The organism is Pseudomonas glycinis, from assembly GCF_054871425.1.
Genome location: NZ_JBTYHF010000003.1, coordinates 267,407 through 279,153, shown reverse-complemented (window position 1 = coordinate 279,153; position 11,747 = coordinate 267,407). Strand labels below are relative to the sequence as shown.

The 11,747-nt window shown below is 60.6% G+C and carries 10 protein-coding genes and 1 pseudogene; all 11 read left to right on the top strand.

Going from position 1 to position 11,747, the window contains the following annotated elements:
- The first annotated feature begins 13 nt into the window (after positions 1-13).
- The 11 genes and pseudogenes from ACYSTU_RS08875 to ACYSTU_RS08825 all read left to right on the top strand — a co-directional run bounded on the left by ACYSTU_RS08875 (position 14) and on the right by ACYSTU_RS08825 (position 11,716).
- Entirely contained in the window at positions 14-139 is a 126-nt protein-coding gene (locus ACYSTU_RS08875) for a hypothetical protein (protein WP_256205860.1), read from the top strand.
- Positions 136-3,075, top strand: coding sequence for a bifunctional [glutamate--ammonia ligase]-adenylyl-L-tyrosine phosphorylase/[glutamate--ammonia-ligase] adenylyltransferase (gene glnE / locus ACYSTU_RS08870; RefSeq protein WP_498997530.1), 2,940 nt, complete (start codon positions 136-138; stop codon positions 3,073-3,075). Before ACYSTU_RS08875 ends, glnE begins: the two co-directional genes overlap by 4 nt.
- 326 nt (positions 3,076-3,401) lie before the next feature.
- Positions 3,402-4,436 (top strand): lipopolysaccharide heptosyltransferase II, encoded by a 1,035-nt coding sequence (gene waaF / locus ACYSTU_RS08865; RefSeq protein WP_136492368.1) that lies wholly within the window; start codon positions 3,402-3,404, stop codon positions 4,434-4,436.
- 1 nt (position 4,437) lies between these two features.
- Complete coding sequence (gene rfaC / locus ACYSTU_RS08860) at positions 4,438-5,499, top strand: lipopolysaccharide heptosyltransferase RfaC (protein ID WP_136492367.1); 1,062 nt, start codon at positions 4,438-4,440, stop codon at positions 5,497-5,499.
- Positions 5,499-6,620 carry a glycosyltransferase family 4 protein gene (locus ACYSTU_RS08855; protein ID WP_125917475.1) on the top strand — a complete coding sequence of 374 codons (1,122 nt, stop codon included), beginning with the start codon at positions 5,499-5,501 and terminating at the stop codon, positions 6,618-6,620. Before rfaC ends, ACYSTU_RS08855 begins: the two co-directional genes overlap by 1 nt.
- The gene (gene rfaP / locus ACYSTU_RS08850) at positions 6,620-7,426 is read left to right on the top strand and encodes a lipopolysaccharide core heptose(I) kinase RfaP (RefSeq protein ID WP_110644872.1); all 807 of its coding nucleotides are present in this window, start codon (positions 6,620-6,622) and stop codon (positions 7,424-7,426) included. The genes ACYSTU_RS08855 and rfaP overlap by 1 nt, the downstream gene beginning before the upstream one ends.
- Complete coding sequence (locus ACYSTU_RS08845; protein WP_122881208.1) at positions 7,426-8,160, top strand: lipopolysaccharide kinase InaA family protein; 735 nt, start codon at positions 7,426-7,428, stop codon at positions 8,158-8,160. The genes rfaP and ACYSTU_RS08845 overlap by 1 nt, the downstream gene beginning before the upstream one ends.
- On the top strand, positions 8,157-8,909 hold the full coding sequence (locus ACYSTU_RS08840; RefSeq protein WP_024011323.1) for a lipopolysaccharide kinase InaA family protein: 753 nt from the start codon (positions 8,157-8,159) through the stop codon (positions 8,907-8,909). Before ACYSTU_RS08845 ends, ACYSTU_RS08840 begins: the two co-directional genes overlap by 4 nt.
- Positions 8,909-10,360 (top strand): lipopolysaccharide kinase InaA family protein, encoded by a 1,452-nt coding sequence (locus ACYSTU_RS08835; RefSeq protein WP_110602685.1) that lies wholly within the window; start codon positions 8,909-8,911, stop codon positions 10,358-10,360. The genes ACYSTU_RS08840 and ACYSTU_RS08835 overlap by 1 nt, the downstream gene beginning before the upstream one ends.
- Positions 10,361-10,540: 180 nt before the next feature.
- Positions 10,541-10,870, top strand: coding sequence for a YceK/YidQ family lipoprotein (locus tag ACYSTU_RS08830; protein ID WP_371699345.1), 330 nt, complete (start codon positions 10,541-10,543; stop codon positions 10,868-10,870).
- Positions 10,830-11,716: pseudogene (locus tag ACYSTU_RS08825) on the top strand (DUF3800 domain-containing protein). The gene ACYSTU_RS08830 and the pseudogene ACYSTU_RS08825 overlap by 41 nt, the downstream one beginning before the upstream one ends.
- The last annotated feature ends 31 nt before the right edge of the window (positions 11,717-11,747 follow it).

Here is an 11,747-nt window from a genome sequence, read left to right as displayed (position 1 = left end):
AGGTGAAAGTTTGATGCTGGATGCCAAAGAAGAAGAAATTTCAGCTATTTCTAACTTTTGTTCGACAGTCCTTCACGTAGCGGGTTTTCATCATTCACTACAAGCGGCCCTCAATACGCCGATCAAGGATAGACCATGACCCTGCCCGTGCTTGCCGAACTGCCCGCCATTCTCCTGCCGTTGGTCAGCCGATCCGAGCAGTCGTTCCGTACGTCCGTCGCCGCCCTTGAAGACGATCACGGCCTGTCGAACTGGACGCCGGAGCGCTGGGCGCAATTCGCCCGCGTCAGCGCCGCCAGCGAATTTGTCATTGAACAGAGCATTCGTGACCCTTTGATGTTGTTGTCGCTGGTCGCGTCCGGCGAACTTGATCGAGCGTTTGCGCCCGGCGAGCTGTGCGCACAGATTGCCGCCGCTGTGAACAGCGCGCAGAGCGAAGACGAACTCGGCCGCGCCTTGCGCCGCCAACGCGCACGCCATCAGGTGCGGATCATCTGGCGCGACCTGACCCGTCAGGCCGATCTGGTGCAGACCTGCCGCGACCTCTCGGACATGGCCGACGCCACCATCGATCAGGCTTATCAATGGCTGTACAGCCGCCATTGCGAGCAATTCGGCACGCCGACCGGCCGGCGCAGTGGTGAGCCGCAGCAGATGGTCATCCTCGGCATGGGCAAACTCGGCGCGGTCGAGCTGAATCTGTCTTCCGACATCGACCTGATCTTCGCCTACCCCGAAGGCGGCGAAACCGTCGGCGTGAAACGCTCGCTGGACAATCAGGAATTCTTCATCCGCCTCGGCCAGCGTCTGATCAAGGCGCTGGATCCGATGACGGTCGACGGCTTCGTCTTCCGCGTCGACATGCGCCTGCGTCCATACGGATCGTCCGGTGCGCTGGTGCTCAGCTTCAATGCACTGGAGCAGTATTACCAGGATCAGGGCCGCGACTGGGAACGCTACGCGATGATCAAGGCGCGCGTGGTGGCTGGCGATCAGGTTGCCGGCGCGCAATTGCTCGACATGCTGCGGCCGTTCGTTTATCGGCGCTATCTGGACTTCTCGGCGATCGAAGCGCTGCGCACGATGAAGCAGTTGATCCAGCAGGAAGTACGGCGCAAGGGCATGGCCGACAACATCAAGCTCGGCTCCGGCGGCATTCGTGAAGTCGAGTTCATCGCTCAGGCCTTTCAATTGATCCACGGTGGCCGCGACCTGAGCCTGCAACAGCGTCCTCTATTAAAGGTGCTGAGCACGCTGGAAGGGCAAGGCTATCTGCCGCCGGCGGTGGTCAGCGAATTGCGCGAAGGGTACGAGTTTCTGCGTTACACCGAACATGCCATTCAAGCGATTGCCGACCGCCAAACGCAGATGCTGCCGGACAGCGCTCAGGATCAGGCGCGGATCGCCTTCATGCTGGGCTTCGCCGATTGGTCGGCGTTCCATGAACAATTGATGTACTGGCGCGGGCGGGTGGCCTGGCATTTCGCCCAGGTGATCGCCGATCCCGATGAGGAAGAGGGCAGCGAAAGCGAAGTGGTGGTCGGTGGTGAGTGGCTGCCGCTGTGGGAGGAAGAACAGGACGAAGAGGCCGCGTGCCGGCAGTTGCAGGAAGGTGGTTTCGTCGATGCCGGCAAAGCCCTGAAAGCGCTGGCCGGTTTGCGTGGCAGTCCGCAATTGCGCGCGATGCAGCGGCTGGGACGCGAGCGTCTCGATGCTTTTATTCCGCGACTGCTTGCGCAAGCGGTGGAGCATGACAATCCCGATCTGGTGCTCGAGCGCGTGCTGCCACTGGTGGAAGCGGTGGCGCGGCGTTCGGCGTATCTGGTTTTGCTCACGGAAAACCCCGGTGCGCTGCGTCGCCTGCTGACCTTGTGTGCGGCGAGCCCGTGGATTGCCGAGCAGATCACGCGCTTCCCGTTGCTGCTCGACGAGTTGCTCAACGAAGGTCGGCTGTTCAAGCCGCCGCTGGCGCCGGAACTGGCGGCCGAGTTGCGCGAACGCCTGACGCGAATTCCCGAAGACGACCTCGAGCAGCAAATGGAAGCCCTGCGCCATTTCAAACTGGCGCACCGCTTGCGCGTCGCCGCTTCGGAAATTGCAGGCAGCCTGCCGCTGATGAAAGTCAGCGATTACCTGACCTGGCTGGCCGAAGCGATTCTCGAACAGGTGCTGGCGCTGGCCTGGCGGCAGACCGTGGCCAAGTACGGCACGCCGCTGCGCACCGACGGCACGCTGTGCGATCCCGGCTTCATCATTGTCGGTTATGGCAAAGTCGGCGGTATCGAATTGGGGCATGGTTCCGATCTGGATCTGGTGTTCATCCATGACGGCGATCCGCAGGCGGAAACCGACGGGCCGAAATCCATCGACGGCGCGCAGTTCTTCACGCGTTTGGGGCAGCGGATCATTCATTTGCTCACGGCGCAGACCAACTCCGGCCAGCTGTATGAAGTGGATATGCGCCTGCGGCCGTCCGGTGCTTCCGGGCTGTTGGTGAGCTCACTCGGCGCGTTCGCGCGCTATCAGGAAAACGAAGCATGGACGTGGGAGCATCAGGCCTTGGTGCGCGCGCGGGTGCTGGTGGGCAGTCAGGATGTTGGCCAGGCCTTCGAGAAAGTACGCGCGCAGGTATTGGGCAAACCTAGGGATCTGGCCAAACTGCAACAGGAAGTCAGCGAGATGCGTGCGAAGATGCGCGACAACCTCGGCACCCGCAGCACTGCGGCCGGCACGGCGGCGAATGCGTTCGACGCGGGCGTGCCGTTTGACCTCAAGCAGGACGCCGGAGGTATCGTCGATATTGAATTTATGGTGCAATACGCGGCCCTGGCGTGGTCGCACAGCCATCCACCGCTGCTGCGCTGGACCGATAACATCCGCATTCTGGAAGAGCTGGAACACGAACGGCTGATGCCCGCCGAAGATGCCAGTCTGTTGCGCGAGGCCTACAAGGCCTACCGCTCCGCCGCCCACCGGCAGGCCTTGCAGAAGGATGCCGGGGTGATAACGGGCGACCAGTTTGCCGACGAACGCCGGCAGGTTTTGCGGATATGGAAAGAGATGGGGCTAAGCTGAAAGCGGTTTATGCAGCACCCAATACCCTGTGGGAGCGAGCTTGCTCGCGAAGGCGGAGTGTCAGACGACACCGATGTCGGATGTGATGGCCCCTTCGCGAGCAAGCTCGCTCCCACAGTAATCTGCGCTGAAATGCAGATGTTGAAACAGATGCAAAACCCTGTGGGAGCTGGCTTGCCAGCGATAGCGGAGTATCAGACGACAATAATGTTGAATGTGAAGACCCCATCGCGGGCAAGCCCGCTCCCACAGTAGATCTACAGTGTTTGTAGAATTATCGAGGCGGGGAGGCGTAAATGCCTCCCCGGTTCGTTTTTGGAAACCACATGAATATTCTGATCGTTGGGCCCAGTTGGGTCGGTGACATGGTGATGGCGCAGACACTGTTTCAGTGTCTCAAACAGCGCCACCCGCAATGCGCAATCGACGTGCTGGCGCCTGAATGGAGCCGGCCAATCCTCGAGCGCATGCCCGAAGTGCGCAAGGCCTTGAGCTTCCCGCTCGGCCACGGCGCGCTGGAACTGGCGACGCGCCGGCGCATCGGCAAATCTCTGCGCGGTCAGTACGATCAGGCGATCCTGCTGCCCAACTCGCTGAAATCGGCACTGGTGCCGTTTTTTGCCGGCATTCCGAAACGCACTGGCTGGCGCGGCGAGTTCCGCTATGGCCTGCTCAACGACGTGCGTACCCTCGACAAAGAACGCTACCCGCTGATGATCGAGCGTTTCATGGCGCTGGCCTATGAAGCGAACGACGAGCTGCCGAAGCCGTACCCGCGCCCGAGTCTGCAAATCGACCCGGTGACCCGCGAAGCGGCACTGGCCAAATTCGGCCTGACTCTCGATCGCCCGGTCCTGGCTTTGTGCCCCGGCGCCGAGTTCGGCGAATCCAAGCGCTGGCCGTCCGAGCACTACGCCAAGGTCGCCGAAGCGCGCATCCGCGAAGGCTGGCAGGTCTGGCTGTTCGGCTCGAAAAACGATCACGCGGTCGGCGAAGACATCCGCGCCCGGTTGATCCCGGGCCTGCGCGAAGAATCGGTCAACCTCAGCGGCGGCACTTCTTTGGCCGAGGCCATTGACCTACTGTCCTGCGCCGATTCCGTTGTGTCCAATGACTCCGGCCTGATGCACGTCGCTGCGGCATTGAATCGTCCGCTGGTCGCGGTGTACGGCTCGACCTCGCCGGGCTTCACCCCGCCGCTGGCCGAGCAGGTCGAAATCGTGCGCCTGGGCATCGAATGCAGCCCGTGCTTCGATCGAACTTGCCGGTTCGGCCATTACAACTGCCTGCGCCAGCTGATGCCGGACGCGGTCAACGATGCCTTGCAGAAGTTGCAGGGCTCCGTGGTCGAGGTTCATTAACTTGCGGGTATTGCTGATCAAGACTTCATCGCTGGGCGACGTGATTCACGCGTTGCCAGCGCTGACCGACGCCGCACGGGCGATCCCGGGCATCAAGTTCGACTGGGTGGTGGAAGAGGGCTTCGCCGAGATTCCGAGCTGGCACCCGGCGGTCGATAAAGTGATTCCGGTGGCGATCCGCCGCTGGCGCAAGAATTTGTGGAAAACCATCACCAGCGGCGAGTGGAAACGCTTCAAGCAAAGCGTGCGCGCCAATAAATACGATCTGGTGATCGACGCTCAAGGCCTGCTGAAAAGTGCCTGGCTGACCCGCTACGTCAAAGCCCCGGTGGCCGGCCTCGATAAAACCTCGGCCCGCGAGCCGATGGCTGCGCGCTTCTACGATCGCAAACTCGCCGTCGCCCGTGGTCAGCACGCCGTCGAGCGCGTACGCCAGTTATTCGCCATCGCTCTGGGTTACGACTTGCCCAAAGGCCTCGGCGATTACGGCCTCAACGTCGAGCGACTGGTCGAGTTGCCACGCAAGAACGCTTACGTGGTGTTCCTGCATGGCACCACTTGGGACACCAAGCACTGGCCGGAACTCTACTGGCGCGAGCTGACCGAGCGGGTCGGCTACCTCGGCGTTGGCGTGAAGCTGCCGTGGGGCAGCCCACAGGAAAAGGCCCGCGCCGAACGCATCGCCGCCGGCTTCAAGCACGCTGAGGTGCTGCCGAAACTCAATCTGGCTGGCGTTGGCAAAGTGCTCGCCGGCGCGCAGGCTTGCGTGGCGGTGGATACCGGGCTCGGCCATCTGGCCGCTGCGCTGGATGTGCCGACCATCTCGTTGTTCGGCCCGACCAACCCGGGCCTGACCGGCGCTTACGGCAAGCTGCAGATTCATCTGGCCAGCGACTTCCCGTGCGCGCCCTGCATGCAGAAAAAATGCACCTACCAACCGACCGAGCAGGATGCCCGTCAGTTTGACCTGAAACGCGAGCAGCCTTTGTGCTTCACGCGTGTGAACCCCGAGCGTGTCGCCAGCCGACTGAGCACGTTGTTAATGGCTGAGGAGCTGCGCTGATGCAATTGGCATTTGTCCTGTACAAATATTTCCCGTTCGGTGGCTTGCAGCGCGACTTCATGCGCATCGCCCTCGAATGCCAGAAACGCGGCCATCAGATTCGCGTCTACACGCTGATCTGGGAAGGCGACGTGCCGCCGGGTTTCGAGGTGCTGGTGGCGCCCGTCAAGGCGTTCTTCAATCACCGTCGCAATGAAAAGCTCAGCGCGTGGATGGCCGCGGATCTGGCCAAGCGTCCGGTCGATCGCCTGATCGGCTTCAACAAAATGCCGGGCCTGGACGTCTACTACGCCGCCGACGGCTGCTTTGAAGACAAGGCGCAGAACCTGCGCAACTCGCTGTATCGCCGCTGGGGTCGTTATCGCCACTTCGCTGAGTACGAGCGCGCGGTGTTCGCCAAGGACGCGAAGACCGAAGTGCTGATGATTTCCGAAGTGCAGCAACCGCTGTTCATCAAGTATTACGACACGCCGCTCGAGCGCTTCCACTTGCTGCCGCCGGGCATTGCCCAGGATCGTCGGCGGCCAGCGAATGCCGACGAGATTCGCACCGGTTTCCGCGCTGAATTCAATCTCAAGGACGACGAGTTGCTGCTGGTGCAGATCGGCTCCGGCTTCAAGACCAAGGGCGTCGATCGCAGCCTTAAGGCACTGGCCGCACTGCCCGCCGAATTGCGCAAACGCACCCGGCTGTTTGTAATCGGCCAGGATGACCCCAAATTGTTCCAGATGCAGAGTGCGACGCTGGGCCTGGGCGATAATGTGACCTTCCTCAAAGGGCGCAGCGATATCCCGCGTTTCCTGCTCGGCGCCGACCTGTTGATTCACCCGGCCTACAACGAAAACACTGGCACCGTGCTGCTTGAAGCGCTGGTGGCCGGTTTGCCGGTGTTGGTCAGCGCGGTCTGCGGTTACGCCCATTACATTGCCGAGGCCGATGCCGGGCGCGTGCTCGACGAGCCGTTCGAGCAGGCGCAGCTGACGCAATACCTGACCGAGATGTTGAGCAACGACGCTGCACGGGCGGCCTGGAGCCGCAACGGTCTGGCCTTCGCCGAGACGGCCGACCTCTACAGCATGCCGCAGCACGCGGCGGATGTGATTCTGGCGGAGCACGCTTAATGAAGTTGATGCTGGCTGAACCGTTCAAAAGCCTTTGGGCCGGACGCGACCCGTTCGCCGCAGTCGAAGGCTTGCAGGGCGAGGTATACCGCGAGCTGGAAGCGCGCCGGACATTGCGCACGGAAGTCGACGGCCATGGTTTTTTCGTCAAGATCCACCGTGGCATCGGTTGGGGCGAAATCTTCAAGAATCTGCTGACCGCCAAGCTGCCTGTGCTCGGCGCCGGGCAAGAGTGGAAGGCCATCCAGCGCCTTCAGGAAGTCGGCGTGCCGACCATGACCGCCGTCGCCTACGGCGAGAAGGGCGGCAACCCGGCGGATCAGCATTCGTTCATCGTCACCGAAGAGCTGGCGCCGACCATCAGCCTCGAAGACTTCAGCATTGACTGGGTCAAGCAGCCGCCGGAGCCAACACTCAAGCGCGCATTGATTGCCGAAGTCGCGCGGATGACCGGGATGATGCACCGCGCCGGGGTCAATCACCGCGACTGCTACATCTGCCATTTTCTGCTGCACACCGACAAACCGGTCACACCGCAGGATTTCAAACTCTCGGTGATCGATCTGCACCGAGCCCAAACCCGCGCGAAAATCACTCAGCGCTGGCGCAACAAGGATCTGGCGGCGCTGTACTTCTCGGCGTTGGACATCGGCCTGACCCGCCGCGACAAACTGCGTTTCCTCAAGGGCTACTTCCAGCAACCGCTGCGGCAGATTCTGGCAGAAGAGGCGCCACTGCTGAGCTGGCTGCAAGGCAAGGCCGACAAGCTCTACGCGCGCAAACAGCGTTACGGGGATGCGCTCTGATGGCGGGCTGGACACTGGAGCCGCAGTACAGCGACCTCGCCGAAGATTTCGGCAGCCTCGAAGCTGTGTTTGCCTTGCAGGGCGAACGCCTGACCCGCGATCCGCTGTCGGAAGTCGTTCGGGTGCAGCGCGACGGCGTCAATTACTATGTCAAACGCTACGTCGGCGCCGGTAAGGGCCTGCGCCGTTACCTCGGCAAGCCGCGGGTAAAAATGGAATGGCAGAACCTCAAGCGCTTCGCCAAGTGGGGCATCCCCACTGCCGAGGTGGTGGCCTGGGGCCTGGAGCGGCGCGGCGCGGCCTACGATCGGGGTGCGATGATCACCCGTGAGCTGCCCAATACCGAAGACCTCTCGGCGCTGGCCGAGCGCAAGGATCCCCGGCTCAAGGATCGCGCCTGGGTCGACGGTGTCAGCCAGCAATTGGCCGGTTACACCCGGACCATGCACGACCATCGGTTTACGCATAACGATTTGAAATGGCGCAACCTGCTGATCGACGATCAGGCGCGCATCTTCCTCATCGACTGCCCCAACGGCGAATTCTGGCGCGGCTTCTGGCTCAAGTACCGGATCACCAAGGACCTCGCCTGTCTCGACAAGCTGGCCAAATATCACCTGTCCAACACCCAGCGCCTGCGCTTCTACAAGCAGTATCGCCAGTGTGATCGGCTCGATGTCGCCGACAAGAAACGGATTCGCCACGTGGTGAGATTTTTTGAGGGGCGCGAATGACTGATTTTCTTGCCGAACAGGACCGCGCACTGCTGGAGCGCCACGGTCTCGGCAATTTCGACGCACTGTGGGCCAAACAGCTTGAAGCTGTGGATGAGCCCAACACTGCCGGTGGCGGCTGGAGCAGCGTGTTCCGCCTGGATCTTGACGGCCAGGGCTATTACCTCAAGCGCCAGAGCAATTACCTGACGCGGACCTTGCAGGCGCCGTTTGGCGAGCCAAGCTTTGCCCGCGAATTTCGCAACATCAGCCGTTACCGCAAGTTGGGCATACCGGCATTGCAGGCAGCCTTTTTCGGTGAGCGCAAGGTCGCCGGGGAAGTGCGCGCCATTCTGCTCACCCGCGCCCTGGATGGCTGGAGCGACCTGGATTCGTTGCTGGCGCGCTGGACGCAGCTCAGTGCCGCGCAGCATTCGGCCGTTCTCACCGCTTGCGGGCTGTTGGCGCGGCGGCTGCACGGCGCGCGTCAGGTGCATGGCTGTTTCTATCCCAAACATATTTTTCTGCGCGCCACCGGCGACGGCTATGAGGCGCAACTGATCGATCTGGAGAAAACCCGGCCGTTGCTGTTCGGCATGCGTGATCGGGTCAAGGATCTGGAGCCGTTGCAACGCCGAGCGCCGCAGTGGAGCGAGGCCGACTTGCGCCAATTGCTTGCGGCTTATCTCGACCAGCCGACTGACAGCTCGTTGCTCGACAGCTGGCTGACCCGACTGACAGCGCGGCGCAGCCACAAGGAGACCCGTTGATGCAATTGTCCGAGCTGGCCCGCTCCGGGCGCGCACCCACACTGCCACTGACCGTTACCCTGGCGGACGCCGCCGGTGCGGCGGATTTACAGTTGCTGAGCCTGCTGCGGGTGTTGCCCGGGCAGCGTTACGTTGGCGCAGGTGTCTGGCGCGGTCGGCCGGTGCTGGCCAAGTTATTGGTCGGCAGCAAAGCTGCGCGGCATTTTCAGCGTGAGCTGCAAGGCGTGCGCTTGCTCGCTGCGCAGGGCATGACGACGCCGCTGTTATTGGCCGATGGGCTGAAGGACGGCGAGGGTGGCTGGCTGCTCTTCGAATTTCTCGAGGGTGCCGAGAGCCTCGGTGATGCCTGGGCCGAGGTCGAGTCTCTGCCGGCGCTGGCCGATGAGCAAACCGCCGTTTTGGCCGAAGCGCTGGATGCGATCGGTCGGATGCATGGCAAAGGACTCTGGCAGGAAGATCTGCACCTGGACAATCTGCTGCGTCACGGCGGTCAGTTGTACCTGATCGACGGCGCCGGCGTTCGTGCGGAAACGGCGGGGCAGCCCTTGTCCCGGCAGAAAGTGCTGGAAAATCTCGGCGTGTTTTTCGCCCAGTTGCCAAAATCACTCGAACCGTTCACCGAAGAACTGCTGGTGTATTACCTGCTGAGCAACAGCGAGCATGCGTTGCCGCTGGAGGCGTTGCAAAAACAGATCGACAAGGTGCGCAACTGGCGACTCAGGGATTACCTGATCAAGGTTGGCCGCGACTGCACGTTGTTCGCCGTGCAGCGCGGTGCATTCGCCTTGCGCGCCGTTCGCCGTGAAGAAGCAGCGGCCATGCTGCCGGTGCTTGAGCAGGCTGACGCCTTGCTTGATCAGGGGCACCTGTACAAGACCGGCGGCGCGGCCAGCGTCGGCAAAGTCGAGATAGCCGGGCGGGCTCTGGTTATCAAGCGCTACAACATCAAGAATTTTGCCCATTGGCTCAAACGCTTCTGGCGCCCGAGTCGGGCCTGGCATTCCTGGCGTGAAGGCAATCGCCTGGCGTTCCTTGGTATTGCCACGCCGAAACCGCTGGCGGTACTGGAGAAGCGCTTCTTGTGGCTGCGCCGCAGTGCCTATCTGGTCACCGAATACCTGCCCGGGCCGGACATTATCGAGCGCTTTGCGCCGTACGTGGAAAATGGCCAGGCGCCGGAAGCCGAGTTGCTGGCGCTTGATCAACTGTTTGCCCGATTGATCGCCGAGCGCATCAGTCATGGCGACTTCAAAGGCCACAACCTGTTCTGGCAGACGGATCGCTGGGCGCTGATCGATCTCGACTCGATGTGTCAGCACGCCTCGGTTGGCAGTTTCGCCCCGGCCTACGCCCGCGATCGCGCGCGGTTCATGCGCAACTGGCCTGAAAGCAGCGCGTTGTACCAAGTCATTGATCAGCGGTTGCCGAAAGAAGTCTCAAGCGCAGGGTGATTCCTTCTCACAAGCAGACTCGTTCTTGCAAAGGACCCGGTCCACTGCGAAACGGAGTCTGTGGGCAGTAACGGACAAAATACAGCGATCTGTCCTACAACTTCTCCAGAAGCCATGAACTGTGCCCTGCTCGGGCTCGATGCTAATTTGCCTGACGATCTCGGAGGGCGAATCTTGAGCATGAAAAAAATTCTGATGCTGGGCGTAATTTCTGTGGCGCTCTCAGGCTGTGGCAGTGTCTCGACCGTTTTACAGGGCGACGCCGATGCTGCCCGTGACCTGCGCAAAAAGAAGACCTACTGCCAATCGATTCCGCGCATCTACAGTGGCCTGGCCTTCGATTTTTGCACGCTGAATGCGCCGCCTGATCCTACGGGAATGCTGGCGCCCTTTGTGTTGCTTGATCTTCCTCTATCCGCCGTGTTCGATACCGTTTCCTTGCCCTATACGATTTACCGGCAAATCGAGGATGGCAATCTCAGTATCTATTGGCGTCCCAATCGCGGGTGACGTTGTGCAGTTTTCTCGTTTTGAAAATCGGGGCCAGGTGCGCGAGGTTCTTGAAGGCGTAGAGCCTCAGCACGCCGACGCGAGATACATTTATGTTGATGAAAGCGGTGATCACGGAATGCAGCGGTTGGATCCTTACTATCCGATTTTCGTACTCGCCTTTTGTGTGTTTCATAAGCGCCACTATTGCGAAAAGGTCATCCCAGCCGTTCAGAAGTTCAAATTCAATCACATGGGACATGATCTGATCGGGCTGCATGAGCTTGAGATTAGAAAAGAAAAAGGTGCTTTCTCTAGTTTGTTTACCTCAAAGGCGCACAAGCATGCGTTTCTTGCCGAATTGACCAGCATCATTAGGCCAGCAATTTTGTTTTGATCAGCTGTGTTATCGATAAGGCTCCACTCTGCGAGAAGCAGGGTTCTCTAGAGAATCCGTATCATCTGGCGCTCGGCTTCTGTCTTGAAACTTTGTACGATTTTTTATCTGAGAAGGGTCAGCACCGCGCATCAACACATGTGATTTTTGAACGCCGAGGAAAGCGGGAAGATAACGAGTTGGAGCTAGAGTTTCGCAGAATGTGCGGTGGTGCCAATCGAATGGGCGTGCAACTGCCGTTCGAAATAGTCTTCGCCACAAAGCAGGTCAATTCCACCGGCTTACAACTGGCTGATCTTGTTGCGAGACCCATTGGTATGAGTGTTTTGAGGGCGGGTCAGGAAAATCGCGCTTTCGAAGTGCTCAAACGCAAGTTTTATTGCAGCGGTGGGCGCATAAAGGCTGGAGAAGGTTTCGAAAATTGGGGCTTGAAGATTTTCCCGCCTCCAAAAAGCGAAAAGCCCCGGTGATCTCACCGAGGCATTAGCGCCGACCGGGATC

Excerpts from the sequence above, each read along its gene's own strand:
- ACYSTU_RS08875 (WP_256205860.1), top strand. The coding sequence starts at position 14 with ATGCTGGATGCCAAAGAAGAAGAAATTTCAGCTATTTCTAACTTTTGT.
- glnE (WP_498997530.1), top strand. The coding sequence starts at position 136 with ATGACCCTGCCCGTGCTTGCCGAACTGCCCGCCATTCTCCTGCCGTTG.
- waaF (WP_136492368.1), top strand. The coding sequence starts at position 3,402 with ATGAATATTCTGATCGTTGGGCCCAGTTGGGTCGGTGACATGGTGATG.
- ACYSTU_RS08855 (WP_125917475.1), top strand. The coding sequence starts at position 5,499 with ATGCAATTGGCATTTGTCCTGTACAAATATTTCCCGTTCGGTGGCTTG.
- rfaP (WP_110644872.1), top strand. The coding sequence starts at position 6,620 with ATGAAGTTGATGCTGGCTGAACCGTTCAAAAGCCTTTGGGCCGGACGC.
- ACYSTU_RS08845 (WP_122881208.1), top strand. The coding sequence starts at position 7,426 with ATGGCGGGCTGGACACTGGAGCCGCAGTACAGCGACCTCGCCGAAGAT.
- ACYSTU_RS08840 (WP_024011323.1), top strand. The coding sequence starts at position 8,157 with ATGACTGATTTTCTTGCCGAACAGGACCGCGCACTGCTGGAGCGCCAC.
- ACYSTU_RS08835 (WP_110602685.1), top strand. The coding sequence starts at position 8,909 with ATGCAATTGTCCGAGCTGGCCCGCTCCGGGCGCGCACCCACACTGCCA.
- ACYSTU_RS08830 (WP_371699345.1), top strand. The coding sequence starts at position 10,541 with ATGAAAAAAATTCTGATGCTGGGCGTAATTTCTGTGGCGCTCTCAGGC.